24 protein-coding genes and 1 tRNA gene are annotated in these 24,821 nt (G+C 65.6%); all 25 read left to right on the top strand.

Features of this window, described 5'->3' with window-relative positions:
- The first annotated feature begins 25 nt into the window (after window positions 1–25).
- The 25 genes from xcpS to E4487_RS12015 all read left to right on the top strand — a co-directional run bounded on the left by xcpS (window position 26) and on the right by E4487_RS12015 (window position 24,707).
- On the top strand, window positions 26–1,243 hold the full coding sequence (xcpS, locus tag E4487_RS11895) for a GspF family T2SS innner membrane protein variant XcpS (protein ID WP_175253425.1): 1,218 nt from the start codon (window positions 26–28) through the stop codon (window positions 1,241–1,243).
- Between the two features lie 3 nt (window positions 1,244–1,246).
- Window positions 1,247–1,672: a type II secretion system major pseudopilin GspG gene (gene gspG / locus E4487_RS11900; protein WP_037048460.1), complete on the top strand. Its 426-nt coding sequence runs from the start codon at window positions 1,247–1,249 to the stop codon at window positions 1,670–1,672.
- A gap of 7 nt (window positions 1,673–1,679) precedes the next feature.
- The gene (gene gspH, locus E4487_RS11905; protein WP_081876436.1) at window positions 1,680–2,243 is read left to right on the top strand and encodes a type II secretion system minor pseudopilin GspH; all 564 of its coding nucleotides are present in this window, start codon (window positions 1,680–1,682) and stop codon (window positions 2,241–2,243) included.
- Window positions 2,240–2,626 (top strand): type II secretion system minor pseudopilin GspI, encoded by a 387-nt coding sequence (gene gspI / locus E4487_RS11910; protein WP_175253426.1) that lies wholly within the window; start codon window positions 2,240–2,242, stop codon window positions 2,624–2,626. Before gspH ends, gspI begins: the two co-directional genes overlap by 4 nt.
- Window positions 2,623–3,300 (top strand): type II secretion system minor pseudopilin GspJ, encoded by a 678-nt coding sequence (gene gspJ, locus E4487_RS11915; protein ID WP_175253427.1) that lies wholly within the window; start codon window positions 2,623–2,625, stop codon window positions 3,298–3,300. Before gspI ends, gspJ begins: the two co-directional genes overlap by 4 nt.
- The gene (gspK, locus tag E4487_RS11920; RefSeq protein ID WP_175253428.1) at window positions 3,297–4,271 is read left to right on the top strand and encodes a type II secretion system minor pseudopilin GspK; all 975 of its coding nucleotides are present in this window, start codon (window positions 3,297–3,299) and stop codon (window positions 4,269–4,271) included. The genes gspJ and gspK overlap by 4 nt, the downstream gene beginning before the upstream one ends.
- Window positions 4,268–5,407, top strand: a complete 1,140-nt coding sequence (gene gspL / locus E4487_RS11925) for a type II secretion system protein GspL (RefSeq protein WP_175253429.1) — start codon at window positions 4,268–4,270, stop codon at window positions 5,405–5,407. The genes gspK and gspL overlap by 4 nt, the downstream gene beginning before the upstream one ends.
- Window positions 5,408–5,418: 11 nt before the next feature.
- Entirely contained in the window at window positions 5,419–5,925 is a 507-nt protein-coding gene (locus E4487_RS11930) for a type II secretion system protein M (protein ID WP_373921517.1), read from the top strand.
- 475 nt (window positions 5,926–6,400) lie between these two features.
- Window positions 6,401–7,174 (top strand): ABC transporter substrate-binding protein, encoded by a 774-nt coding sequence (locus E4487_RS11935; RefSeq protein ID WP_175253431.1) that lies wholly within the window; start codon window positions 6,401–6,403, stop codon window positions 7,172–7,174.
- 186 nt (window positions 7,175–7,360) lie between these two features.
- The gene (locus E4487_RS11940) at window positions 7,361–8,050 is read left to right on the top strand and encodes an ABC transporter permease (RefSeq protein WP_037048443.1); all 690 of its coding nucleotides are present in this window, start codon (window positions 7,361–7,363) and stop codon (window positions 8,048–8,050) included.
- A 10-nt stretch (window positions 8,051–8,060) separates the two neighbouring features.
- Window positions 8,061–8,759 carry an ABC transporter permease gene (locus E4487_RS11945; protein ID WP_037048439.1) on the top strand — a complete coding sequence of 233 codons (699 nt, stop codon included), beginning with the start codon at window positions 8,061–8,063 and terminating at the stop codon, window positions 8,757–8,759.
- A gap of 28 nt (window positions 8,760–8,787) precedes the next feature.
- Window positions 8,788–9,552 (top strand): ABC transporter ATP-binding protein, encoded by a 765-nt coding sequence (locus tag E4487_RS11950; protein ID WP_037048436.1) that lies wholly within the window; start codon window positions 8,788–8,790, stop codon window positions 9,550–9,552.
- Between the two features lie 98 nt (window positions 9,553–9,650).
- Window positions 9,651–10,631, top strand: a complete 981-nt coding sequence (gene argR, locus E4487_RS11955; RefSeq protein ID WP_037048434.1) for a transcriptional regulator ArgR — start codon at window positions 9,651–9,653, stop codon at window positions 10,629–10,631.
- A gap of 336 nt (window positions 10,632–10,967) precedes the next feature.
- The gene (locus E4487_RS11960) at window positions 10,968–12,188 is read left to right on the top strand and encodes an aspartate aminotransferase family protein (protein ID WP_037048432.1); all 1,221 of its coding nucleotides are present in this window, start codon (window positions 10,968–10,970) and stop codon (window positions 12,186–12,188) included.
- Between the two features lie 135 nt (window positions 12,189–12,323).
- Entirely contained in the window at window positions 12,324–13,340 is a 1,017-nt protein-coding gene (gene aruF / locus E4487_RS11965) for an arginine/ornithine succinyltransferase subunit alpha (protein WP_150608980.1), read from the top strand.
- 81 nt (window positions 13,341–13,421) lie between these two features.
- Window positions 13,422–14,438, top strand: a complete 1,017-nt coding sequence (gene astA / locus E4487_RS11970; protein ID WP_037048419.1) for an arginine N-succinyltransferase — start codon at window positions 13,422–13,424, stop codon at window positions 14,436–14,438.
- Between the two features lie 63 nt (window positions 14,439–14,501).
- Window positions 14,502–15,965 carry a succinylglutamate-semialdehyde dehydrogenase gene (gene astD / locus E4487_RS11975; protein ID WP_175253432.1) on the top strand — a complete coding sequence of 488 codons (1,464 nt, stop codon included), beginning with the start codon at window positions 14,502–14,504 and terminating at the stop codon, window positions 15,963–15,965.
- The gene (gene astB, locus E4487_RS11980) at window positions 15,965–17,311 is read left to right on the top strand and encodes an N-succinylarginine dihydrolase (protein ID WP_037048414.1); all 1,347 of its coding nucleotides are present in this window, start codon (window positions 15,965–15,967) and stop codon (window positions 17,309–17,311) included. The genes astD and astB overlap by 1 nt, the downstream gene beginning before the upstream one ends.
- Before the next feature lie 19 nt (window positions 17,312–17,330).
- Window positions 17,331–17,606: a hypothetical protein gene (locus E4487_RS11985; protein ID WP_037048412.1), complete on the top strand. Its 276-nt coding sequence runs from the start codon at window positions 17,331–17,333 to the stop codon at window positions 17,604–17,606.
- Between the two features lie 67 nt (window positions 17,607–17,673).
- The gene (gene astE, locus E4487_RS11990) at window positions 17,674–18,687 is read left to right on the top strand and encodes a succinylglutamate desuccinylase (protein WP_175253433.1); all 1,014 of its coding nucleotides are present in this window, start codon (window positions 17,674–17,676) and stop codon (window positions 18,685–18,687) included.
- Between the two features lie 243 nt (window positions 18,688–18,930).
- Window positions 18,931–19,935 (top strand): low-specificity L-threonine aldolase, encoded by a 1,005-nt coding sequence (ltaE, locus tag E4487_RS11995; RefSeq protein WP_134676191.1) that lies wholly within the window; start codon window positions 18,931–18,933, stop codon window positions 19,933–19,935.
- Window positions 19,936–20,218: 283 nt separating this feature from the next.
- Window positions 20,219–22,843 carry an alanine--tRNA ligase gene (alaS, locus tag E4487_RS12000; RefSeq protein WP_175253434.1) on the top strand — a complete coding sequence of 875 codons (2,625 nt, stop codon included), beginning with the start codon at window positions 20,219–20,221 and terminating at the stop codon, window positions 22,841–22,843.
- A gap of 102 nt (window positions 22,844–22,945) precedes the next feature.
- Window positions 22,946–24,184: an aspartate kinase gene (locus E4487_RS12005; RefSeq protein WP_037048406.1), complete on the top strand. Its 1,239-nt coding sequence runs from the start codon at window positions 22,946–22,948 to the stop codon at window positions 24,182–24,184.
- Between the two features lie 185 nt (window positions 24,185–24,369).
- Entirely contained in the window at window positions 24,370–24,555 is a 186-nt protein-coding gene (csrA, locus tag E4487_RS12010) for a carbon storage regulator CsrA (protein WP_003244478.1), read from the top strand.
- A 61-nt stretch (window positions 24,556–24,616) separates the two neighbouring features.
- Window positions 24,617–24,707: transfer RNA gene (locus tag E4487_RS12015), tRNA-Ser, on the top strand.
- The last annotated feature ends 114 nt before the right edge of the window (window positions 24,708–24,821 follow it).

Below are 24,821 nucleotides of genomic sequence, written 5' to 3' on the forward strand. Positions count from 1 at the left end.
CGGGAACGACGGGAGCGGTTTGCCGATGGCCGCCTTTGAATACATCGCCCTCGACGGCAGTGGCCGCCAGCAGAAGGGCGTGCTGGAGGCCGACAGCGCCCGGCAGGTGCGGCAGCTGCTGCGTGAACGCCAGCTGGCGCCGCTCGAGGTCAAGGCCACGCGCAGTCGCGAGCAGGGTGCTGGCCAGGTGCGCCTGGGCTTTGCCCGTGGTCTGTCGGCACGTGACCTGGCACTGGTTACTCGCCAGCTGGCGACGCTGATCCAGGCGGCGCTGCCCATCGAAGAAGCGTTGCGCGCCGCCGCCGCGCAATCCACCCGTTCGCGTATCCAGGGCATGCTGCTGGCGGTGCGTGCGCGGGTGCTGGAGGGGCACAGCCTGGCCGCCAGCCTCAAGGAGTTTCCCGCAGCGTTTCCCGAGCTGTATCGCGCCACGGTGGCCGCTGGCGAGCACGCCGGGCATCTCGGGCCGGTGCTGGAACAGTTGGCGGACTACACCGAGCAGCGCCAGCAGTCGCGGCAGAAGGTGCAGCTGGCGCTGCTCTATCCGGTGATCCTGATGTGCGCGTCGTTGCTGATCGTCGGTTTTCTGCTCGGCTACGTGGTGCCGGACGTGGTCAAGGTCTTCGTCGACTCCGGGCAGACCCTGCCGGCACTGACCCGTGGGCTCATCGCCCTGAGTGACTGGGTCAAGGCCTGGGGGCTGCTGGCGGTGGTGGCGCTGGTACTGGCGGTTATCGCTTTGCGTGCCGCGCTGCGTGACGAGGCATTTCGCCTGCGCTGGCATCGTTTCCTGTTGCGCATCCCGCTGCTGGGGGGGCTGGGCCGCGCCACCGATTGCGTACGCTTCGCCTCGACCCTGGCGATCCTCACCCGCAGCGGCGTGCCGCTGGTGGAGGCGCTGGCGATTGCCGGCGAGGTGATCGGCAATCGGGTGATTCGCGCCGAGGTGCTGGTGGCGGCGCAGAAGGTCCGTGAGGGCGGTAGCCTGACCCGTTCGCTGGAGGCGACCGGGCAGTTTCCGCCGATGATGTTGCATATGATCGCCAGCGGCGAGCGCTCCGGGGAGCTGGATCAGATGCTGGCGCGTACGGCGAAGAACCAGGAGAACGACCTCAGCGCGCAGATAGCCTTGCTGGTCGGGTTGTTCGAGCCGTTCATGCTGGTCTTCATGGGGGCAGTGGTGCTGGTGATCGTGCTGGCCATCCTGTTGCCGATTCTTTCTTTGAACCAAATGGTGGGATAGCAGGTGAGAAAATCTCAGGCGGGCTTCACGCTCATCGAAATCATGGTGGTGGTGGTCATCCTCGGCATCCTGGCGGCGCTGGTCGTGCCGCAGGTGATGAGCCGGCCGGACCAGGCCAAGGTCACTGCCGCGCAGAACGACATCCGCGCCATCGGTGCCGCGCTGGACATGTACAAGCTGGACAATCACAACTACCCCAGCACCCAGCAGGGTGTGGAGGCGCTGGTGAGCAAGCCGAGCGGCAACCCGCCGGCGAAGAACTGGAACAAGGACGGCTACCTCAAGCGCCTGCCCGTCGATCCCTGGGGCAATCCCTATCAGTACCTGGCGCCCGGCACCAAGGGGGCCTTCGATCTCTATTCGTTCGGCGCCGATGGCAAACAGGGCGGCAGCGAGCTGAACGCCGATATCGGTAACTGGGACCTCTGACCTGCCGATGCTGGCCTTCACCTGTTGGCGCCCTCGCACGCGCACCGCGCAGGCGCTCGTGGCGCATGGCCAGCGCGGTTTCACCCTGATCGAGCTGCTGGTGGTGCTGGTGATTCTCGGCAGCCTGATCGGCCTCGCGGTGTTCAGCACGGGCATCGCCGGTCCTGCGCGCGAACTGCGTGGCGAGGCCGAGCGCCTCAGTGGATTGATCGGCGTGCTGCTCGACGAGGCGGTGCTGGATAACCGCGAGTATGGCCTGAGCTTTACCCGCGAAGGCTACCGTGTGCTGCGCTACGACTCGCAACGCGCCGAATGGCAGGCGCTGGACCGCCAGGCCCATCGTCTGCCGGAGTGGGCCGAGCTGACGCTCGAACTGGAGGGCGAGGAGCCTGCGTTGCCGGGCGAGGCGGATGCGGCGGTGCCGCAGTTGCTGATTCTGTCCAGTGGCGAGCTGACCCCGTTCCGCCTGCGTCTCGCCGAACGACGCCGTGATGGCCTGCGTATGCAGCTCTCCAGCGACGGCTTCACGCTGCCGCGTGTCGAGGAACTGGGCGCGGGGCGTGCCGGATGAAATCGGCACGAGGCTTCACCCTGCTCGAGGTGCTGGTGGCCCTGGCCATCTTCGCCCTGGTCGCCGCCAGCGTGCTGACCGCCAGTGCGCGCAGCGTGCGCACCGCCAGCCAACTGGAGGACAAGACCCTGGCCATGTGGGTGGCCGACAACCGTATGACGGAGTTGCAACTGGCCGAAACACCGCCTGCCGACGGCCGTGATCAGGGCCAGGTGGAGTTCGCCGGACGCCGCTGGTCGTGGCAAAGCGAGATCGAGGCCACCAGCGAGCCGGCCATGCGCCGCGTGACGCTGTGGATCGCGGTCGATGAGCGCGGCGCCCGGGGTGATCTGCGCGAGCGGGCCGTGGTCAGCCTCAGCGGTTTTCTCGGGGCGCCGCTATGAGGTACGGGCAGCGCGGTTTCACCCTGCTGGAGCTGCTGATCGCCATCGCCATCTTCGCGCTGCTGGGGCTGGCGACCTACCGCATGCTCGACAGCGTGCTCAGTGCCGATGCCGTGACCCGTGAACACGAGCGTCAGCTCCGTGAGCTGACGCGGGCGTTGTCGGCGTTCGAGCGTGACCTGCGGCAGGTCACGGTGCGGCCGATTCGAGATGCCTTTGGCGACCCGCAGCCGGCGCTGCACAGCGACCTGGCCGATGCCACGGCGCTGGAGTTGAGCCGTGCCGGCTGGCGCAATCCACTGGGCCAGCCGCGTGCCGAAGTGCAGCGGGTGCGCTGGCAACTGAGTGGCGAGCAATGGCAGCGTCGCTACTGGCGGGTGCTCGACCGTGCCCAGGACAGCGTGCCACAGGTGCAGCAGGCGCTCGACGGCGTCGAGTCGCTGAGCCTGCGCTACCTGGACAAGGACGGCCAGTGGCAGCCTGACTGGCCGCCGGCCAATGCCACTGGCGATGCGTCGTTCACCGAGCTGCCGCGTGCGCTGGAGCTGCGCCTGCAGCACCGGCGCTATGGCGAGTTGCGGCGTCTGTTGCGCCTGCCGGATCTGCCGGCGCAGGAGCAGCCGGCGGCGCCGCAGGGGGAGCAAGGCGAGCAGGGCGAGGAACCGCAGTCATGAGGCGGCAGCAGGGTGTCGCGCTGATCACTGTGCTGCTGGTAGTGGCTGTGGTCACGGTGGTCTGCGCCGGGTTGATCGCCCGTCAGCAGCTGTCGATCCGCAGCAGCGCCAATCAGATGCACGTGACCCAGGCCTGGCACTACGCGCTGGGTGGCGAGACCCTGGCCAAGGCGATGCTCGAACGGGATCTGCGCCAGGGTGATCCGCGGCAACCGGTGGACCACCTGCTGGAACCCTGGGCCAGGCCATTGCCGCCCTTTCCGCTGGATGAGGGCGGGGAGCTGCGTGTGCGCATCGTCGACCCCAGCGGCCGCTTCAATCTCAACAACCTGGTGAGTCAGGGCCGGCCCAACGAGCTGGCGGTCATGCGCTTGCGCCGTCTGTTGCTGCGCCTGGACATCGGCAAGCCTTACGCCGAGCGCTTGCTCGACTGGCTGGATCGCGACAGCGAGACGCTGGGTGGCAACGGCGCCGAGGATGCTCAGTACCTCCTGGCTGCACCGCCTTATCGCAGCGCCAATCGCGAAATCAGTGACGTTTCCGAGTTGCGCCTGTTGCTGGAGATGGACGAGGCCGACTATCGCCGCCTGCTGCCCTTCGTCAGTGCGCTGCCCAGCGGCACGTTGCTCAACGTCAACACCGCCAGCGCCATGCTGCTTTCTACCCTGTCCGATGGCCTCAGCCCGGATGCGGCAATGTCGCTGATCGCGGCGCGGGGCTCGGAGGGCTACGCCAGCCCGGCTGTCTTCGCTGCCCAGCCTGCGCTTGCCGGGCTGGGGGAGCAGGTGGCGCAGGGCCTGGCGGTCGGCAGCCAGTATTTCGAAGTGTTCAGCGAGGTCAGCCTGGGAGAGCGCAGGGTGGTCTTGCGCAGCCTGCTGCAGCGCGGCAATGATGGCCAGGTTCGTGTCCTGGCGCGTGATCTGGGGCAGGGCGGCATGCCGCCGGAGCCCGTTGAGGAAGAACAAGAATGAAGCCGTTATGGATATTTCTGCCGCCCGAGGCCTGCCAGGGACTCTCGCCGGAATTGCCGGTGCAGTGGGTCACGCCCGGCGAGAGCCGGACGCTGAGCCTGGCCGATGCCTTGCCGGACCTGCCGGCGCACTGGCAGCTGGTGCTGCCGGTGGAGGCGGTGACCGCCTGCGCCGTGCAATTGCCCACGCAGAAGGCGCGCTGGGTACGCCAGGCGCTGCCGTTCGCGGTGGAGGAGCTGCTCGCCGAGGATGTCGAATCGATGCATCTGGCGCTGGGCGAGCAACTGGCCGATGGTCGTCATCGCGTCTATGCGCTGCGTGCAGACTGGCTGCGTGACTGCCTGGCGCTGTTCGCCGCGCAACCGCCGCAGGCGATCCGCATGGATGCCGACATGCTGCCGCATCAGGGCAGCCAGCTGCTGTGGCTGCAGTCGCGCTGGGTGCTGGGGGGCGAGGCACCCTGGCGGCTGGCAGTACAGGCCGCCGACTGGTCTGCGCTGGCCGAGGCGTGCCCGCAGCCGCGAATGGTCAGGGCGACGGCCGAGCAGTCTGCGCCCGAGCCGCACGATGAGCAGCACCCGCTCGAGGATGCGCACCTGTGGCTGGTCGAGCAGGGCGGCGGTATCGACCTGGCTCAGGGGGCGTTCGCGCTGCGCCAGGGTGATGACGGTTGGCAGCGCTGGCGCCCGCTGGCGGCCGTGCTGGCGCTCTGTGTGCTGTTGCAATGGGGGTTCAATCTGGCGCAGGGCTGGTACCTGCAGCGTGAGGCCGATGCCTACGCGGCCTCCAGTGAGGCGCTGTATCGCGAGCTGTTTCCGCAGGACAGCAAGCTGATCAACCTGAGGGCGCAGCTGGATCAGCACCTGGCGCAGTCGTCGACCGCAGGCAGCGCGCTGCTCGGTCTGCTTGGCGAGGTGTCTGCCGCGCTGTACGCCGAGGGAGAACCGCAGGTGCAGGTCAATCAGCTCGATTACAGCGCGGTGCGTGGCGACCTGTCACTGCAATTGCAGGCGCCCGGCTTCGCCGAACTGGAAGGGCTGCGCGAGCGCCTGCAGCAGGCGGGTCTGTCGGTGCAGATGGGCTCGGCCAGTCGTGAGGCGCAGGGCGTCAGCGCGCGTGTGGTGATCGGAGGATGAGCGGCATGGCGATGAGCGAGAAGTTGCAGCAGCATTGGCAGCGTTCACCCCTGGCGCAGCGCTGGCAGGTGCTGCCGTCGCGTGATCGCCTGGCGTTGCTGGCGCTGGGCCTGTTCCTGCTGCTGGTGCTGTTCTACCTGGCGTTGTGGCAGCCCGCGCAGCGCCATGCGCAGGCGGCGCGTGCCGCGTTCGAGGAGCAGCGGGCGCTGTATGCCTACCTGCAGAGCCGCGCGCCACAGCTGCGCGGGCGTGACCTGCAACCGCGCGCGAGCCTCGATCCGGAGCGCCTGCAGGGCCTGGTCACGGCAACGGCTGCGGAGCAGGGCGTGGTGATCGAGCGCCTGGATGCCGAGGGCTACGGTGCCGTGCAGGTCAACCTGCAACCGGTGGCCTTTGCCCAGCTGCTGCGCTGGATCGAGACACTGGAGGGGCAGGGCGTGCGCGTGGAGGAGGCCGGGCTGGACCGCGCCGAGGAGAATCGCGTGACGGCGCGGCTGAGCCTGCGTGCCGGCGAGTGACGGCGGCGCGGGTTCGCTCGCGCGTGCCGGCAGGGCGCGATGGCGCAGTCGGCACGCCCGTTGTCCCGACAGGTAACATCGCGCACCCGATTGGGCGCATAGGAAACGCCGCTGCGCCGATAAGGTGCCGTCGCGGGCGTGCGGGAAAACTGCGCGGCGTCTCCAGTGCCCATGCCGTGGGCGTTTGATGGTTTCTGGCCTGAGTCTTGCTGAGATTATCTGTTTACCCTTTTCTGCTTGATCACTCCTTTTGCGAGCTGTCAATATCTGCCCTGGGCGCTTCCTGTGCTTCTGTAATTACTTGTCGCATTAAGGAAATATCGCCTCATTGGCTGCCGCTAGAATGCCGCTCACCCAGCCAAGGCCCTTTCGTCGCTCGTCCTACACGGATGACGCTGCACCGCCTTCTACAATCCTTACAAGGCCCGGGCCCCTCACTGCCATCGATGCCATACCCAATTCGAAGGAGCAAAGAATGAAGAAGATCGCACTGCTCGGCGCCCTGGCGCTGTCCCTGATGTCGCCTCTGGCCATGGCCGAGAAACCGCTGCGCATCGGTATCGAAGCGGCTTACCCTCCCTTCGCATTCAAGACTCCCGATGGCCAGATCTCCGGCTTCGACTACGACATCGGCAACGCCCTGTGCGAAGAGATGAAGGTCGAGTGCAAGTGGATCGAGCAGGAGTTCGATGGCCTGATCCCGGCCCTCAAGGTCCGCAAGTTCGACGCCGTGCTGTCGTCCATGTCGATCACCGAAGACCGGAAGAAATCCGTCGATTTCACCGGCAAGTACTATGCAACGCCAGCCAAGCTGGCGATGAAGACCGGCACCGAGGTCAAGGACCCGCTGGTCGACCTGAAAGGCAAGAAGGTCGGCGTTCAGCGCTCGTCCGTCTACGACCGTTACGCCACCGACCTGTTCGCTCCGGCGGGCATCGAGGTCGTGCGTTACAGCTCGCAGAACGAAATCTTCCTGGACATGCAGTCCGGTCGTCTGGACGCCACCCTGGCCGACTCGGTGAACATCGATGACGGCTTCCTCAAGACCGATGCCGGCAAGGGCTTCGCCTTCACCGGCCCGGACTTCACCGACGTGAAATACTTCGGCGAAGGCCAGGGCATCGCCGTGCGCAAGGGCGACAAGGCGCTGGCCGACAAGATCAGTGCTGCCATCCTGGCCATTCGCGCCAACGGCAAGTACAAGGCCGTGCAGGACAAGTACTTCGACTTCGACGTTTACGGCGAGTAAGCGATCGCAGATGGACAAAGTGGCACTAACCTTCCCGGAGGTTGTGCCACTTTTTTCTTGGTTCATCCTGTAGTGACCGGCTGGCGGCTCGCCCGTGCTGGCGCTCAGGCGTTGTCGGTCGCTCGGGCGACATGAATTTCCTTTGTGCTAGATGGCGCCATCGTGGTGCCTGAGAGGTATTGGCGCATGCTTCAAGGCTACGGCTCGACCATTCTCGAGGGTGCCTGGCTTACCGTGTCGCTGGCATTGCTGTCGATGGCGGTCGCCATCGCGCTCGGCCTGCTCGGTGCGGCCTTCCGTCTGTCGCCGGTGAGGTGGCTGGCGCTGATGGGCGAGACCTACGCCACGGTGATCCGTGGGATTCCCGAGCTGGTGCTGATCCTGCTGATCTTCTTCGGCGGCCAGGACCTGGTCAACCGCATCGCCCCGCTGCTGGGCTATGAGGACTACATCGACATCAATCCCTTCGTGGCGGGTGTCGGCACCCTGGGTTTCATCTATGGCGCCTACCTGTCGGAGACCTTCCGCGGTGCCTTCATGGCCATCCCCAAGGGGCAGGGCGAGGCGGGCATGGCCTATGGCATGAGCCCGCTGCGGGTGTTCTTCCGCATCCTCGTGCCGCAGATGATCCGCCTGGCGATTCCCGGTCTGACCAACAACTGGCTGGTGCTGGTCAAGGCCACTGCGCTGATCTCCCTGGTCGGCCTGCAGGACATGATGGCCCGCGCCAAGAGCGCCGGTGACGCGACCCGTGAGCCGTTCACCTACATCCTCCTGGCGGCGGCGGTGTACCTGGTGATCACGAGCGTGTCGCTGCTGGTATTGCGCTATCTCGAGCGCCGCTATTCGGTCGGCGTCAAAGCCGCCGAGATCTGAGGGAGTCACCATGCTTTTCGATTACAACGTGGTACTCGACAGCCTGCCGCTGTACTTCGCTGGCGTGCTGGTGACCCTCAAGCTGCTGCTCATCGCCCTGGCCGTGGGCCTGCTGCTGGCGGTGCCGCTGGCGGTGATGCGGGTGTCCAAGCAGGCGCTGGTCAACTTTCCGGCCTGGCTCTACACCTACGTGATCCGTGGCACGCCGATGCTGGTGCAGCTGTACCTGCTGTACTACGGCCTGGCCCAGTTCGAGGCCGTGCGCGAGAGTTTCATGTGGCCCTACCTGTCCAGCGCCACCTTCTGTGCCTGCCTGGCATTCGCCATCAACACCAGCGCCTACACGGCCGAGATCCTGGCGGGCAGCCTCAAGGCCACGCCGCACGGCGAGATCGAGGCGGCCAAGGCCATGGGCATGTCGCGCGGCAAGCTGTATCGGCGCATCCTGCTGCCGTCGGCATTGCGACGGGCGCTGCCGCAGTACAGCAATGAAGTGATCATGATGCTGCACACCACCAGCCTGGCCTCGGTGGTGACCCTCATCGACATCACCGGCGCTGCCAAGACCGTCAGCTCGCAGTACTACCTGCCGTTCGAGGCCTACATCACCGCCGGCCTGTTCTACCTGGTGCTGACCTTCATCCTCGTGCGCCTGTTCAAGCTGGCCGAGCGCCGCTGGCTGGCCTACATGGCCCCGCGCAAGGGCTGATGCCATGACGATTCAAGAGAACCCGAACATGTACAAACTCGAAGTTCAGGACCTGCACAAGCGCTACGGCAGCCATGAGGTGATCAAGGGCGTGTCGATGTCGGCCAAGGCGGGCGACGTGATCAGCATCATCGGCTCCAGTGGTTCGGGCAAGAGCACCTTCCTGCGCTGCCTCAACCTGCTGGAGCAGCCGCATGCCGGCAAGATCCTGCTCAACGGCGAAGAGCTGAAGCTGGTGCCGGCCAAGGACGGTTCGCTGCGCGCCGCCGATGCCAGGCAGTTGCAGCGCATGCGCTCGCGCCTGGCCATGGTGTTCCAGCATTTCAACCTGTGGTCGCACATGAGTGCCCTGGAGAATGTGATGGAGGCGCCGGTGCACGTGCTCGGCGTGAGCAAGGCCGAGGCCCGCGACAAGGCCGAGCATTACCTGGCCAAGGTGGGCGTGGCCCATCGCAAGGATGCCTATCCGGCGCACATGTCTGGCGGCGAACAGCAGCGCGTGGCCATCGCCCGCGCCCTGGCCATGGAGCCGGAGGTGATGCTGTTCGACGAACCGACCTCGGCACTCGATCCGGAACTGGTCGGCGAAGTGCTCAAGGTGATGCAGGACCTGGCGACCGAAGGTCGCACCATGGTGGTGGTCACCCACGAGATGGGCTTCGCCCGCGAGGTGTCGAACCAGTTGGTATTCCTGCACAAGGGCCTGGTGGAAGAGCGCGGTTGCCCGAAGGATGTGCTGGTCAATCCACAATCCGAGCGTCTCAAGCAGTTCCTTTCCGGTAGCCTCAAATAATAAGCAGCTAGACTTTGCCCTTTTAGGGTGCGCTCGAGACCGCTGCCGGTTTTTGCAGACGCCCTGAACTGGTGCAAGGCAAACCTGAACATAGACCCATGACCCCCCATCGAATCGGCTTTCTCTACTGGCCCGGCACCAAGGCCCTGACCCTGTCCCTGGCCGAGGAAGCCTTGCGTGTCGCCCAGCGCGTCCACCCGGAAGTGGTGTACGAGCTGGTTTTCCTCCAGGCCGAACCACTGGTCGCGGGTGACTGGCGCCTGCCGGGCGAGCCCTGGGCCGGGCATCTGGATGGCCTGGACAAGCTGTTTCTGCTGGCCGATACGCCGCCGGCCCAGGTTTCTGCCGGCCTGGCCGCTGCGCTCAAGCAGCAGGTGCGTGGTGGCTGCGTGATCGGCGGCCTGTCCGCCGGGGTCTATCCGCTGGCCCAGCTGGGCCTGCTCGACGGCTACCGTGCGGCGGTGCACTGGCGCTGGCAGGACGATTTCTCCGAGCGTTTCCCCAAGGTCATCGCCACCAGTCACCTGTTCGACTGGGACCGTGACCGGCTCACCGCGTGTGGTGGCCTGGCGGTGCTCGACCTGCTGCTGGCGGTGCTGGCGCGCGACCACGGCGCCGAACTGGCCGGTGCGGTGAGCGAGGAGCTGGTGGTCGAGCGCATCCGTGAAGGGGGCGAGCGCCAGCGCATTCCGCTGCAGAATCGCCTCGGCTCCAGCCATCCGAAGCTGACCCAGGCCGTGCTGCTGATGGAGGCCAACATCGAGGAGCCGCTGACCACCGACGAGATCGCTCAGCATGTCTGCGTCTCGCGTCGGCAGCTGGAGCGCATCTTCAAGCAGTACCTCAATCGCGTGCCCAGCCAGTACTACCTGGAGCTGCGCCTGAACAAGGCGCGCCAGCTGCTGATGCAGACCAGCAAGTCGATCATCCAGATCGGCCTGTCCTGCGGTTTCTCCTCGGGGCCGCATTTCTCCAGCGCCTACCGCAACTTCTTCGGCGCCACGCCGCGTGACGATCGCAACCAGCGCCGCAGCAACAGCCCCTTCGAGCTGACCTCCACCCCGGTCGAGCGCGGCTGACACGGGCGCTCGCCCGGAGGCATCCGGGCGATCTCCAGGGCGCTTGCCGGGTGCTCATGCGGCCACGCCGGCGAGGATGTCGATACCGGCCGGTCAGCCTGCGGAGATTTTTTCCGGCCACGTGCTCCGGGCGACGATCTGCGATTAAACTGCGCCTTTCCGATGCTTTCTGTCGCTTGGGCGACAACCCGCGGAAAACCCGGGGTGGCGCTGTAAGAAGTTGTCGCATGGCGGCAATGCCGCCCCCGTTTCAGTCCCTACAATCCTTGCATTCCCTGTCGTTTCGGGCGCTTTGTCGCCGGTCTGCGACTGGTACTTCTCATCAGGAGAGCTTTGATGTCCGTTCAGCACGATGCGGTGCAACGCGCCGATTTCGACCAGTTCATGGTTCCCAACTACGCCCCTGCCGCCTTCGTGCCCGTGCGTGGTCTGGGTTCGCGAGTCTGGGATCAGAGCGGGCGAGAGCTGATCGACTTCGCCGGCGGCATCGCGGTCAACGTGCTGGGTCATTGCCACCCGGCGCTGGTCGCGGCTCTGACCGAGCAGGCCAATACCCTGTGGCACATCTCCAACGTGTTCACCAACGAGCCGGCGCTGCGCCTGGGCAAGAAGCTGGTCGAGGCGACCTTCGCCGAGCGCGTGTTCTTCTGCAACTCCGGCGCCGAGGCCAACGAGGCCGCGTTCAAGCTGGCCCGGCGTGTCGCCCATGACCGTTTCGGTCCGGAGAAGCACGAGATCATCGCCGCTACCAACAGCTTCCACGGGCGGACGCTGTTCACCGTCAGCGTGGGCGGCCAGCCGAAGTATTCCGATGGTTTCGGGCCGAAGATCCAGGGCATCACCCATGTCCCCTACAACGATCTGGACGCCCTGAAGGCGGCCATTTCCGACAAGACCTGCGCCGTGGTGCTGGAGCCCGTGCAGGGCGAGGGCGGCGTGCTGCCGGCGGACAAGGCTTATCTGGAGGGCGCCCGCGCGCTGTGCAACGCACACGACGCGCTGCTGGTCTTCGATGAAGTGCAGAGCGGCATGGGCCGTACCGGCGAGCTGTTCGCCTACATGAACTACGGCGTGGTGCCGGACATCCTGTCCAGCGCCAAGAGCCTGGGCGGTGGTTTCCCCATCGCGGCGATGCTCACCACCACCGACCTGGCCAAGCACTTCGTTCCCGGCACCCATGGCACCACCTATGGCGGCAACCCGCTGGCCTGTGCGGTCGGCGAGGCTGTGCTGGATATCGTCAATACCCGCCAGACCCTGGACGGCGTGCAGGCCAAGAGCGAACGGTTCAAGGTCCGTCTCGAGGCGCTGGGCAAGCAGTACGGCCTGTTCGAGCAGGTACGTGGCATGGGCCTGCTGCTCGGTTGCGTGCTCAACGACGCCTGGAAGGGCAAGGCCAAGCAGGTGCTCGACGCCGCCACGGCCGAAGGCCTGATGATTCTGCAGGCCGGGCCGGATGTGGTGCGCTTCGCCCCGAGCCTGGTGGTCGACGATGCCGACATCGAGGAAGGCCTGGCGCGTTTCGAACGAGCGCTGAGCAAACTGCCGGCGGCCTGAGTGTTTGCGGGCTGATACCGGGAGGGGGCTGGTCGCGACAGCGGCTGGCCAGGACCCTCCCGTTTCATCGCCGATCCGTCGGGCAGGTCGTCGGCCTGCCTGTCGCAACGATTCTGTGTTTAGAAGGAGTGACCCATGCTGGTGATGCGCCCTGCGCAAATGGCGGACCTGGCGGATGTGCAGCGACTGGCTGCTGACAGTCCGGTGGGGGTCACTTCGTTGCCGGACGACGCAGGTCGGCTGGGCGACAAGATCGCCGCTTCGGAGGCGTCCTTCGCCGCCGAGGTCAGCTTCAACGGTGAAGAAAGCTATTTCTTCGTGCTCGAAGACAGCGCGAGCGGTCGCCTGGTCGGCTGCTCCGGCATCGTCGCGTCGGCCGGCTATTCCGAACCCTTCTACAGCTTTCGCAACGAAACCTTCGTGCACAACTCGCGCGAGCTGAAGATTCACAACAAGATCCACGTGCTGTCGCTCTGTCACGACCTGACCGGCAACAGCCTGCTCACCAGCTTCTACGTCGAGCGGCCGCTGGTCGGCAGCGCCTTCGCCGAGCTCAATTCGCGCGGTCGCCTGCTGTTCATGGCCGGCCACCCGGAGCGCTTCGCCGACGCGGTGGTGGTGGAGATCGTCGGCCACAGCGACGAGGGCGGTGATTCGCCGTTCTGGGATGCGGTCGGGCGCAACTTCTTCGATATGACCTACGCCGAGGCCGAGCGCCTGTGCGGGCTGAAAAGCCGCACCTTCCTCGCCGAACTGATGCCGCATTACCCCATCTACGTGCCGCTGCTCTCGGACGAGGCGCAGGAGGCGATGGGCCAGGTGCATCCGCGTGCGCAGATCACCTTCGACATCCTCATGCGTGAAGGCTTCGAGACGGACCACTACATCGACATCTTCGACGGTGGCCCGACCTTGCACGCGCGCACTTCGGGCATTCGCAGCATCGCGCAGAGCCGCCTGGTGCCGGTGAAGATCGGTGAGGCCGAGGGCGGCGGGCGCCAGTACCTGGTGAGCAACGGCCAGCTGCAGGATTTCCGCGCCATCGTCGCCGATCTCGACTGGGTGCCCGGCAAGCCCGTGCTGCTCAGTGCCGAGGCGGCCGAGGCACTGGGCGTCGGTGAAGGTGCCAGCGTCAGGTTGGTCGCGGTTTAACAGGCCCTGCTCCGGTAGCAGAGGGCGCCCTTCGGGGCGGGTGAGGGTGCCGTCGGTACTCTCGAGGAATCTGGAGGATTTATGATCGTTCGTCCCGTGCGCAGTGCCGACTTGCCGGCCCTGATCGACCTGGCTCGCAGTACCGGCGCTGGCCTGACCACGCTGCCGGCCAACGAGGCGCGCCTGGCGCACCGGGTCGGCTGGGCGGAGAAGGCCTTTCGCGGCGAGGCCGAACGGGCCGATGCCGACTACCTGTTCGTGCTCGAGGACGATGCCGGCAAGGTGGTGGGCATCTCGGCGGTCGCCGGCGCCGTGGGCCTGCGCGAGCCCTGGTACAACTACCGTGTGGGCCTGACCGTCAGTGCCTCGCAGGAGCTGAACATCCATCGCCAGGTGCCGACCCTGTTCATGGCCAACGACCTGACCGGCAACTCCGAGCTGTGCTCGCTGTTCCTGCATGCCGGTTACCGCACTGGCCTCAACGGCCGCCTGCTGTCGAAGGCGCGCTTTCTGTTCATCGCCGAATTCCGCGAGCTGTTCGGCGACAAGGTGATCGCCGAGATGCGCGGTGTGTCCGACGAGCGTGGGCGTTCGCCGTTCTGGGAAAGCCTGGGCCGGCACTTCTTCAAGATGGAGTTCTCCCAGGCGGACTATCTCACCGGTGTCGGCAACAAGGCCTTCATCGCCGAGCTGATGCCCAAGTTCCCGCTCTACGCCTGCTTCCTCTCCGAGGACGCGCGCGGCGTGATCGGTCGCGTGCACCCGGACACCGAGCCGGCACTGGCCATGCTCAAGGCCGAGGGCTTCAGCTACCAGGGCTACGTCGATATCTTCGATGCCGGGCCGGCCATCGAGGCGGAAACCGCGAAGATCCGCGCTGTGCGTGACAGTCAGAACCTGGTGCTGGCCATCGGCACGCCGGGTGACGACGCCGAACCCTTCCTGGTGCACAACCGCAAGCGCCAGGACTGCCGCATCACCGCCGCGCCGGCACGCCTGGCGGCCGGTACCCTGGTGGTCGATCCGCTGACGGCCAAGCGTCTGCGCCTGTCGGCGGGCGATCAGGTGCGCGCCGTGCCGCTGGCGGCGCACGGCTGAGATTTCTGTTTTGCGCGGTGGCTCTCGACGGCCGCCGCTGAATGCTGGGAGTGGTAGAACAAGATGAACACTCATTACATCGCAGGTCAGTGGCAGCCCGGTCAGGGCGAGCCGCTGCAGTCGCTTGACCCGGTCAGCCAGGCCGTCGTCTGGGAAGGCCAGGGTGCCACTGCCGCACAGGTCGATGCGGCTGTCAGCGCCGCGCGTGGCGCCTTCTCGCTATGGGCCGCGCATTCGCTGGACGGGCGTATCGCCGTGCTGGAGCGTTTCGCCGCCTGCCTGAAGACGCGTGCCGACGAGGTGGCGCGGGCGATCGGTGAAGAGACCGGCAAGCCCCTGTGGGAGGCCGCCACCGAGGTGACCAGCATGGTCAACAAGGTGGCCATTTCCATCCAGAGCTATCGCGAGCGCACCGGTGAGAAGAGTGGTCCGCTGGCCGATGCCACGGCGGTGCTGCGGCACAAGCCGCATGGCGTGGTGGCGGTATTCGGTCCGTACAACTTCCCCGGGCACCTGCCCAACGGGCATATCGTGCCGGCGCTGCTGGCCGGTAACTGTGTGCTGTTCAAGCCCAGCGAACTGACGCCCAAGGTGGCCGAGCTGACCCTGCAATGCTGGATCGACGCCGGTCTGCCGGCAGGCGTGCTCAACCTGTTGCAGGGCGGCCGTGAAACCGGCGTGGCCCTGGCCGGGCATCCCGGTATCGATGGCCTGTTCTTCACCGGCTCCAGCCGCACCGGCAACCTGCTGCACGCGCAGTTCGCCGGGCGCCCGGACAAGATCCTGGCGCTGGAGATGGGCGGCAACAACCCGCTGATCGTCGATCAGGTGGCCGATGTCGATGCCGCCGTCTACACCATCGTTCAATCCGCCTTCATCAGCGCGGGTCAGCGTTGCACCTGCGCGCGCCGTCTGCTGGTGCCGCAGGGCGCCTGGGGCGATGCCCTGCTGGCGCGCCTGGTGCAGGTCGCCGGGCAGATCCGGGTGGGGCGTTTCGACGAGCAGCCGGCGCCCTTCATGGGCTCGGTGATTTCCCTGCAGGCCGCCGCACAGCTGATGCAGGCGCAGGCCGATCTGCAAGCCAAGGGCGCCAGCGTGCTGCTGGCGATGACACAGCCGCAGGCCGATGCGGCGCTGCTGACGCCCGGCATCGTCGATGTCACTGCCGTGGCCGAACGCCCGGACGAAGAATTCTTCGGCCCGTTGCTGCAGGTGGTCCGCTACGCCCATTTCGACGCGGCCATCGAGGAAGCCAATGCGACGGCCTATGGCCTGGCTGCCGGTTTGCTGTCCGATTCGCGGGCTCGCTACGAGCAGTTCTGGCTGCATAGCCGTGCCGGCATCGTCAACTGGAACAAGCAGCTCACGGGTGCTGCCAGCAGCGCCCCGTTCGGCGGCATCGGCGCCTCCGGCAACCATCGCGCCAGTGCCTACTATGCGGCCGACTACTGCGCTTACCCGGTGGCGTCGCTGGAGAGCGAGACCCTGGCCCTGCCTGCGACCCTGACCCCGGGAGTGACCCTGTGATGTCCGCCTATGAAATGAACTTCGACGGCCTGGTCGGGCCGACGCACAACTACGGCGGTCTGTCCTACGGCAACGTGGCATCGCAGAGCAACAGCCAGGTGGTATCCAGCCCCAGGGAGGCCGCCAAGCAAGGGCTGGCCAAGATGAAGGCGCTGATGGACATGGGCTTCAAGCAGGGCGTGCTGGCCCCGCAGGAGCGCCCGGATGTCGGCGCGTTGCGGCGCCTGGGCTTTACCGGCAGCGACGCCGAGGTCATCGCCCGCGCCGCGCGCGAGGCCATGCCGCTGCTGGTGGCGAGCTGCTCGGCATCGAGCATGTGGACGGCCAACTCCTGCACCGTCAGCCCCAGTGCCGACACGGCCGATGGTCGCGTGCACTTCACCGCTGCCAACCTCAACTGCAAGTTCCACCGCAGTATCGAGCACCCGACCACCAGTCGCGTGCTGCAGGCCATGTTCGCCAACGACGCGCACTTCGCTCACCACCCGGCGTTGCCGGCGGTGGCGCAGTTCGGTGACGAGGGCGCGGCCAACCACACGCGTTTCTGCAAGGGCTATGGCGACGCCGGCGTGGAGTTCTTCGTCTACGGGCGCAGTGCCTTCGATACGCGCTATCCGGCGCCGGCGCGCTACCCGGCGCGGCAGACCCTGGAGGCCAGCCAGGCGGTCGCGCGCCTGCACGGGCTGAGTGACGCAGGCGTGGTCTACGCCCAGCAGAACCCGGCGGTGATCGATCAGGGCGTGTTCCACAACGATGTGATCGCGGTGGGCAACGGCGAGGTGCTGTTCTACCACCAGGACGCCTTCCTCGAGACCGACAAGGTGCTGGCCGAACTGGGCGACAAACTGGCGCGGCGCGGCGGCAACTTCCAGGCCGTCTGCGTGCCGGGCTCGGCGGTGAGCGTGCAGGATGCGGTGCGCTCGTACCTGTTCAACAGCCAACTGCTCACACGCGCCGATGGCAGCATGCTGCTGGTGGTGCCGGAAGAATGTCGCAACAATGCCAGCGTCTGGCGCTACCTCGAGCAACTGACCGCCAGCGGCGGGCCGATTCGCGAGGTGCGCGTGTTCGACCTCAAGCAGAGCATGCAGAATGGTGGCGGCCCGGCGTGCCTGCGCTTGCGCGTGGCGCTCAAGGAGCAGGAGCTGGCGGCGGTCAATCCGGGCGTGGTGATGAGCCACGCGCTGCATGACACCCTGGTGGCCTGGGTCGACAAGCACTATCGCGATCGCCTGAGCGAGGCCGATCTTGCCGATCCGCAATTGCTCGGCGAATGCCGCACGGCATTGGATGAACTGACGCAGATCCTTAAACTGGGCTCGGTCTATCCTTTCCAACTGAACTGACCCCAACCCCGGAGATTTTATGAGCGACGCGCTGCAACTGATTCTCGAAGATAACGACGGCACCCAGCTGGAGACGTCCTGCACCCGCTTTGCGGTGGTCTGGCAGGGCAAGGAACTCTGGGTTCAGGCCGTTGGCGATCAGTTGCTGATCGGCGTCGACGTGGAGGAGGGGGATACCGAGTATGCCAACCTGCTGCTGCGCCCACAGGCCACCAACCTGGTCAGCCTGCAGCTGGAAATGGAGCCGGTGGACGATGATGAAGATCATGTCCATGGCCCCGACTGCAACCACTGATCGTCGAGCCATGTAGGCGCGGCTGCCGCTCGCGCCTGCACGAAGTGCTGTAAAGCAAGGAGTCGCCATGCTGGTCCTCGGCAAACTGCTTGAACTGACCCTGGCCGGCCACGAGCCGTCGGCGAAGATTCAACTGACCCCCGATGGCACGCGCCTGCGCTGGCTGGATGAAGGCGCGCTGGAGGTGACCCCGCCAGCGGCGCGTGACAACGGCCTCGACCTGCTGCTGTCCGCCGGTATTCACGGTAACGAGACCGCGCCGATCGAGATGCTCGATCGCCTGCTGCGCGGTATCGCACGCAACGAGCTGCGCCCGGCCGCGCGTATTCTCTTCCTGTTCGGCAATCCCGAGGCCATGCGCCGTGGCGAGCGTTTCGTCGAGCAGGACATCAACCGCCTGTTCAGCGGTCGCCATGAGCAATCCAGTGGTTTCGAGGCCATTCGTGCCTGCGACCTGGAGCATCTGTCGGCCACCTTCTTCGGCAAGGAAACGGGCCGCACGCGCCTGCACTACGACCTGCATACCGCGATTCGCGATTCGAAGATCGAGCAGTTCGCCCTCTACCCCTGGCAGGAAGGTCGCGCTCATTCGCGACGAGAGTTGGAGCGTCTGCGCGCCGCCGGGATCGAGGCCGTGCTGCTGCAGAACAAGCCGTCCATCACCTTCAGTGCCTACACCTATGCGCAGCTCGGGGCCGAGGCCTTTACCCTGGAACTGGGCAAGGCGCGTGCGTTCGGGCAGAACCAGCTGGTCAATCTCGATCTGCTGGAGAACGCCTTGCAGGCGCTGATCGAGGGGCGTGAGGTGGTCAGCGGCGTACCGACCCTGGATGGCTTGCAGCTGTTCGCCGTGTCGCGGGAGATCATCAAGCACAGCGACAGCTTCCAGCTGCACCTGCCTGCGGATATCGAGAACTTCACCGAGCTCAAGCCGGGCTATCTGCTCGCCGAGGACATCGCCGACACCCGCTGGCTGGTGGAAGAGCAGGGCGCACGCATCATCTTCCCCAACCCCAGGGTCAAGAACGGCCTGCGCGCCGGCATCCTCATCGTCCCGGACGACGGTGCCAGCCTGGTGTAGCCAGCGCGCCATCTGCCTGGATATCCGGGTGGCATCGCGGCTGAAGCCGCACCTGCGTCAACGCCCCATCCCGTAGGAGCGGCTTCAGCCGCGATACGCCTCTCCCTCTGGCCACACGCCGACTGTCAGCAAGGACAGTCGGCTCGCTCGCCGTTCCGCCGGATTTTGCGCCAACTGTATCTTGTGGCCCCCTTCGCGACCTCTTTAGCATGGCCCTTTCGCCAATGAACGGGAAAGCCTGCCATGCCCCTGATCGACCTGCGTAGCGACACCGTCACCCAACCCACCGCCGCCATGCGCGAAGCCATGATGGCCGCCGAACTGGGCGATGACGTCTACGGTGAAGACCCCAGCGTCAACCATCTGGAAGCCTGGCTGGCCAAGGAGCTGGGCTTCGAGGCGGCGCTGTTCGTTCCCACCGGGACCATGAGCAACCTGCTGGGCCTGATGGCGCACTGCGAGCGCGGAGACGAGTACATCGTCGGCCAGCAGGCGCACACCTATAAGTACGAGGGTGGCGGCGCCGCCGTGCTCGGTTCGATCCAGCCGCAGCCGATCGAAGGCGAGGCCGATGGCTCGCTGGACCTGGGCCGGGTCGAGGCAGCGATCAAGCAGGATGACTTCCATTTCGCCCGCACGCGTCTGCTGGCCCTGGAAAACACCATGCAGGGCAAGGTGTTGCCGCTCGACTACCTGGCGGCGGCGCGAGAACTGACGCGCCGGCGGGGCCTGAGCCTGCATCTGGATGGCGCCCGCCTGTACAACGCGGCGGTCAAGCTGGGCGTGCCGGCGCGCGAGATCACCCAGCACTTCGATTCCGTCTCGGTGTGCCTGTCCAAGGGCCTCGGGGCGCCGGTCGGCTCGGTGCTGTGCGGCAGCACCGCGCTGATCGCCAGGGCGCGGCGCCTGCGCAAGATGGTCGGCGGCGGCATGCGCCAGGCCGGTGTGCTGGCGGCGGCCGGCCTCTATGCGCTGCAGCATCAGGTCGAGCGCCTGGCCGAGGACCATGCCAAGGCGGCGCACCTGGGCGAGGCGCTGCGCGCGTTGGGCTACAGCGTCGAGCCGGTGCAGACCAACATGGTCTACGTGCAGCTCGGCGAGCGTGCCAGCCAGGTCGGCGCCTTCATGGCCGAGCGGCGCATTGTCGTCAGCGCGGCGCCGCGTCTGCGCCTGGTTACCCATCTGGATGTCGGTTCCGAGGGCGTCGAGCGGGTGATCGAGGCATTCGCCGCTTTCCGTGATCATTGATCCTGCTGCCGACCGCCCATAGCGGTCGGCTATCAACAAGGCACTAGCCGCGGGCGAATGGACCGATATAATGCGTCCCTTTGCAGACTGCGTGACAACGGCCGCGCTCGGCCATGCTGCGTTGGAAACGGCATCGAAATGCTCGTTCGGCATCCGCAACCACGGATGGGGCGACGTTGCATGCGTTGTCGTTTCCTGCCTTGCCTGACCGTCGCTCGCCACGTTCTCGCGTCGTCTGCTTCGCCGGCTCTGCCGTGGCCGCCTGATTCCGTGGATGACCCCTATGAAAAGCGCAGAAATCCGTGAAGCCTTCCTGAGCTTCTTCGAAGAAAAAGGGCACACCCGTGTCGCTTCCAGCTCGCTGATTCCGGCGAACGACCCGACCCTGCTGTTCACGAACGCGGGGATGAACCAGTTCAAGGACTGCTTCCTGGGCCTGGAGAAGCGTGCCTACACCCGCGCCACCACCAGCCAGAAGTGCGTGCGTGCCGGCGGCAAGCACAACGACCTGGAAAACGTCGGCTACACCGCGCGCCACCACACGTTCTTCGAAATGCTGGGCAACTTCAGCTTCGGCGACTACTTCAAGCGCGATGCCATCCACTACGCCTGGGAGTTCCTGACCTCCGAGAAGTGGCTGAAGCTGCCCAAGGAAAAGCTCTGGGTCACCGTCTACGCCACCGATGACGAGGCCTACGACATCTGGACCAGGGAAGTCGGCGTTCCCACCGAACGGATGATCCGCATCGGCGACAACAAGGGTGCGCCGTACGCTTCCGACAACTTCTGGGCGATGGGTGACACCGGCCCATGCGGTCCGTGCACCGAGATCTTCTTCGACCATGGCGAGCACATCTGGGGCGGCCCGCCCGGTTCGCCCGAGGAAGACGGCGACCGCTACATCGAGATCTGGAACAACGTATTCATGCAGTTCAACCGGACTGCCGATGGCGTGCTGCACCCGCTGCCGGCCCCAAGCGTGGACACCGGCATGGGCCTGGAGCGCATCAGCGCCGTGCTGCAGCACGTCAACTCGAACTACGAGATCGACCTGTTCCAGAACCTGCTGGCCGCTTCCGCCAAGGCCATCGGCTGCGCCAACGCCGGCGAGGCGTCGCTGAAGGTGGTGGCTGACCACATTCGTTCCTGCAGCTTCCTGATCGCCGATGGCGTGACGCCGTCCAACGAAGGCCGTGGCTACGTGCTGCGCCGCATCATTCGCCGCGCCTGCCGTCACGGCAACAAGCTGGGCGCCAAGGGCAGCTTCTTCTACCAGATCGTCGCCGCCCTGGTGGCCGAGATGGGCGAGGCCTTCCCCGAGCTCAAGCAGCAGCAGGCGCACATCGAGCGCGTGCTGAAAACCGAAGAAGAACAGTTCGCCAAGACCCTGGAGCAGGGCCTGAAGATCCTCGAGCAGGACCTGGCAGAGCTGAAAGGCAAGGTCATTCCCGGCGACGTGGTGTTCAAGCTGTACGACACCTACGGCTTCCCGGTCGACCTGACCGCCGACATCGCCCGTGAGCGCGAGCTGTCGGTGGACGAAGCAGGCTTCGAGCGCGAGATGGAAGCGCAGCGCGAGCGCGCCCGCTCCGCCAGCGCCTTCGGCATGGATTACAACAGCTTGGTCAAGGTCGACACCGACACCCATTTCCTCGGTTACGAAGGCACCAGCGGCAGCGGCCAGATCATTGCCCTGTTCAAGGCCGGCGCTGCGGTGGACAGCCTCGCCGAGGGCGAGGAGGGCGTGGTGGTGCTGGATCAGACCCCGTTCTACGCCGAGTCCGGCGGCCAGGTCGGTGACTGCGGCTACCTCGAAGGTGCCGGCGTGCGCTTCGACGTGCGCGACACCACCAAGGCTGGCGGCGCCTTCCTGCATCACGGCGTGGTGGTACGCGGCGGGCTCAACGTCGGCACCAGCGTCAAGGCCGAAGTCGAGGCCGAGGTGCGCCAGGCCACGGCACTGAACCACTCCGCCACCCACCTGCTGCACGAAGCCCTGCGTATCGTGCTCGGTGATCACGTGCAGCAGAAGGGCTCGCTGGTCAACAGCCAGCGCCTGCGCTTCGACTTCAGCCACTTCGAGGCGATCAAGCCCGAGCAGCTCAAGCAGCTCGAGGACATCGTCAACCGCGTGGTGCGCGAGAACTCGGCGGTGGAAACCGAAATCACCGATATCGAGACGGCCAAGGCCAAGGGCGCCATGGCCCTGTTCGGCGAGAAGTATGGTGACCAGGTGCGCGTACTGAGCATGGGCGGCGACTTCTCCGTCGAGCTGTGCGGTGGTACCCACGTGGCTCGCACCGGCGACATCGGCCTGTTCAAGATCGTCAGCGAAGGCGGTGTGGCCGCCGGCGTGCGCCGTATCGAGGCGGTCACCGGCGCGCAAGCGCTGGCCTACCTGAACGGTGCCGAGGAGCAGCTCAAGGAAGCCGCTTCCCTGGTCAAGGGCAATCGCGACAACGTGCTGGACAAGCTGTCCGCACTGCTGGAGCGCAACCGTCAGCTGGAGAAGGAGCTGGAACAGCTCAAGGCCAAGGCCGCCAGCGCGGCGGGCAACGACCTGGCTGCCTCGGCGGTGGACGTGAAGGGCACCAAGGTGCTGGCGGCGCGTCTCGACGGCCTGGATGGCAAGGCGCTGCTGGCGCTGGTCGATCAGCTGAAGAACAAGCTGGGTAGCGCGGTGATCCTGCTCGGCGGCGTGTTCGACGAGAAAGTGGTGCTGGTCGCCGGTGTCACCCAGGACCTGACCGGCAAGCTCAAGGCCGGTGACCTGATGCGTCAGGCCGCAGCAGCCGTGGGCGGCAAGGGCGGTGGTCGTCCGGACATGGCTCAGGGCGGTGGCGTCGATGCCGGCAAACTGGACGAGGCCCTGGCCCTGGCCGCTACCCTGGTCGAGCAGGCTTCGTAACGAGTGAGAAAGCGGGGCCCGCAGTGCGTCCGGCGGGCCTTGGCAGTATGACCCGATGCGGGTTTAATGGGCGCCCTTCGAGGATTCAGGCGGCTTTTTGAAATGGCTTTGATCGTACAGAAGTTTGGGGGCACCTCCGTCGGCACCATCGAGCGTATCCAGCAGGTGGCCGACAAGGTGAAGAAATTCCGCGAGAACGGTGACGACATCGTCGTGGTGGTTTCCGCCATGAGCGGTGAAACCAACCGCCTGATCGATCTGGCCAAACAGATCACCGACGGCGAACCGGTCTCGCGCGAGCTGGATGTCATGGTGTCCACCGGCGAGCAGGTGACCATCGCTCTGCTGGCCATGGCGCTGATCAAGCGTGGTGTGCCGGCGGTGTCCTATACCGGCAGCCAGGTGCGCATCCTCACCGACAGCGCCTACAACAAGGCGCGCATTCTGCAGATCGATGACCAGAAGATTCGCGCCGACCTCAAGGCCGGGCGTGTCGTCGTCGTCGCCGGTTTCCAGGGTGTCGACGAGCACGGCAGCATCACCACGCTCGGCCGTGGCGGTTCCGACACCACCGGCGTGGCCCTGGCTGCGGCCCTGAAGGCCGACGAGTGCCAGATCTACACCGACGTCGATGGCGTCTACACCACCGACCCGCGCGTGGTGCCCAAGGCCCAGCGTCTGGAAAAGATCACCTTCGAAGAAATGCTGGAAATGGCCAGCCTGGGCTCCAAGGTGCTGCAGATCCGTTCGGTGGAATTCGCCGGCAAGTACAACGTCCCGCTGCGCGTCCTGCACAGCTTCCAGGAGGGGCCGGGCACCCTCATTACCCTTGATGAAGAGGAATCCATGGAACAGCCGATCATTTCCGGCATCGCCTTCAACCGCGACGAAGCCAAGCTGACCATCCGTGGCGTGCCGGACCTGCCGGGCGTGGCTTTCAAGATTCTCGGCCCGATCAGCGCTGCCAACATCGAAGTCGACATGATCGTGCAGAACGTGGCGCACGATAACACCACCGATTTCACCTTCACCGTGCACCGCAACGACTACAACAATGCCCTGAGCGTCCTGCAGAAGACTGCGGACGAGCTGGGTGCTCGCGAAGTGGTCGGCGACACCGACATCGCCAAGGTGTCCATCGTCGGCGTCGGCATGCGCTCCCACGCAGGCGTGGCCAGCCGCATGTTCGAGGCACTGGCCAAGGAAACCATCAACATCCAGATGATCTCCACGTCCGAGATCAAGGTTTCCGTGGTGATCGAAGAGAAGTACCTGGAGCTGGCCGTGCGTGCACTGCACACGGCTTTCGAGCTCGACGCCCCGGCTCGACAGGGCGAGTGATCTATCCGAAAGGCGCGGCTGGTTCCGCGCCTTTCGTTTTTTTGACTGGCAGGCGGGAACTTTCTTTCTGCGCGGGCTGGTCAATACTTGGGTGGAGGTTTCCAGGCTTGAACAAGCAGGAAGCTGACACCATTTTCTTTTTTGCAGACTGTTGTCCTGAAAATGTAATCCGTGAGGAGAAAGGAATGCTGATTCTGACTCGCCGGGTCGGAGAGACCCTGATGGTCGGTGATGATGTGACTGTCACCGTGTTGGGCGTGAAAGGTAACCAGGTGCGCATTGGCGTCAATGCGCCGAAAGAGGTTGCCGTGCACCGTGAGGAAATCTACCAACGTATCCAGAAAGAGAAGGGTGACGAACCAAGCCACTAATTTTTCTACAAATTTTTGTTTGCAAACGGGGAAAACATGTTTATCATGCGCCCCGTGTTGCGGAGAGGTGGCCGAGTGGCCGAAGGCGCTCCCCTGCTAAGGGAGTACACCTCAAAAGGGTGTCGGGGGTTCGAATCCCCCCTTCTCCGCCATTATTCAGCGAGTCGGGCGCAAGCCGGGCTGGCGAATCAACCAGAGGTGATCTGGTATAAAAGCACCGACCGGACTCATAGCTCAGCTGGATAGAGTACTCGGCTACGAACCGA

The organism is Pseudomonas sp. BMW13 (assembly GCF_013357275.1).
In the GTDB taxonomy this organism is placed as follows: Bacteria; Pseudomonadota; Gammaproteobacteria; order Pseudomonadales; family Pseudomonadaceae; genus Aquipseudomonas; species Aquipseudomonas khazarica.

What these genes read in the sequence shown, in the direction of transcription:
- alaS (WP_175253434.1), top strand. Translation starts at nt 20,219, where the DNA reads ATGAAAAGCGCAGAAATCCGTGAAGCCTTCCTGAGCTTCTTCGAAGAA.
- E4487_RS11985 (WP_037048412.1), top strand. Translation starts at nt 17,331, where the DNA reads ATGAGCGACGCGCTGCAACTGATTCTCGAAGATAACGACGGCACCCAG.
- argR (WP_037048434.1), top strand. Translation starts at nt 9,651, where the DNA reads ATGACCCCCCATCGAATCGGCTTTCTCTACTGGCCCGGCACCAAGGCC.
- csrA (WP_003244478.1), top strand. Translation starts at nt 24,370, where the DNA reads ATGCTGATTCTGACTCGCCGGGTCGGAGAGACCCTGATGGTCGGTGAT.
- gspH (WP_081876436.1), top strand. Translation starts at nt 1,680, where the DNA reads ATGCTGGCCTTCACCTGTTGGCGCCCTCGCACGCGCACCGCGCAGGCG.
- astD (WP_175253432.1), top strand. Translation starts at nt 14,502, where the DNA reads ATGAACACTCATTACATCGCAGGTCAGTGGCAGCCCGGTCAGGGCGAG.
- E4487_RS11935 (WP_175253431.1), top strand. Translation starts at nt 6,401, where the DNA reads ATGAAGAAGATCGCACTGCTCGGCGCCCTGGCGCTGTCCCTGATGTCG.
- E4487_RS11940 (WP_037048443.1), top strand. Translation starts at nt 7,361, where the DNA reads ATGCTTCAAGGCTACGGCTCGACCATTCTCGAGGGTGCCTGGCTTACC.
- astE (WP_175253433.1), top strand. Translation starts at nt 17,674, where the DNA reads ATGCTGGTCCTCGGCAAACTGCTTGAACTGACCCTGGCCGGCCACGAG.
- E4487_RS11960 (WP_037048432.1), top strand. Translation starts at nt 10,968, where the DNA reads ATGTCCGTTCAGCACGATGCGGTGCAACGCGCCGATTTCGACCAGTTC.
- gspL (WP_175253429.1), top strand. Translation starts at nt 4,268, where the DNA reads ATGAAGCCGTTATGGATATTTCTGCCGCCCGAGGCCTGCCAGGGACTC.
- gspK (WP_175253428.1), top strand. Translation starts at nt 3,297, where the DNA reads ATGAGGCGGCAGCAGGGTGTCGCGCTGATCACTGTGCTGCTGGTAGTG.
- xcpS (WP_175253425.1), top strand. Translation starts at nt 26, where the DNA reads ATGGCCGCCTTTGAATACATCGCCCTCGACGGCAGTGGCCGCCAGCAG.
- E4487_RS12005 (WP_037048406.1), top strand. Translation starts at nt 22,946, where the DNA reads ATGGCTTTGATCGTACAGAAGTTTGGGGGCACCTCCGTCGGCACCATC.
- E4487_RS11950 (WP_037048436.1), top strand. Translation starts at nt 8,788, where the DNA reads ATGTACAAACTCGAAGTTCAGGACCTGCACAAGCGCTACGGCAGCCAT.
- E4487_RS11930 (WP_373921517.1), top strand. Translation starts at nt 5,419, where the DNA reads ATGAGCGAGAAGTTGCAGCAGCATTGGCAGCGTTCACCCCTGGCGCAG.
- astA (WP_037048419.1), top strand. Translation starts at nt 13,422, where the DNA reads ATGATCGTTCGTCCCGTGCGCAGTGCCGACTTGCCGGCCCTGATCGAC.
- astB (WP_037048414.1), top strand. Translation starts at nt 15,965, where the DNA reads ATGTCCGCCTATGAAATGAACTTCGACGGCCTGGTCGGGCCGACGCAC.
- ltaE (WP_134676191.1), top strand. Translation starts at nt 18,931, where the DNA reads ATGCCCCTGATCGACCTGCGTAGCGACACCGTCACCCAACCCACCGCC.
- gspJ (WP_175253427.1), top strand. Translation starts at nt 2,623, where the DNA reads ATGAGGTACGGGCAGCGCGGTTTCACCCTGCTGGAGCTGCTGATCGCC.
- E4487_RS11945 (WP_037048439.1), top strand. Translation starts at nt 8,061, where the DNA reads ATGCTTTTCGATTACAACGTGGTACTCGACAGCCTGCCGCTGTACTTC.
- gspI (WP_175253426.1), top strand. Translation starts at nt 2,240, where the DNA reads ATGAAATCGGCACGAGGCTTCACCCTGCTCGAGGTGCTGGTGGCCCTG.
- aruF (WP_150608980.1), top strand. Translation starts at nt 12,324, where the DNA reads ATGCTGGTGATGCGCCCTGCGCAAATGGCGGACCTGGCGGATGTGCAG.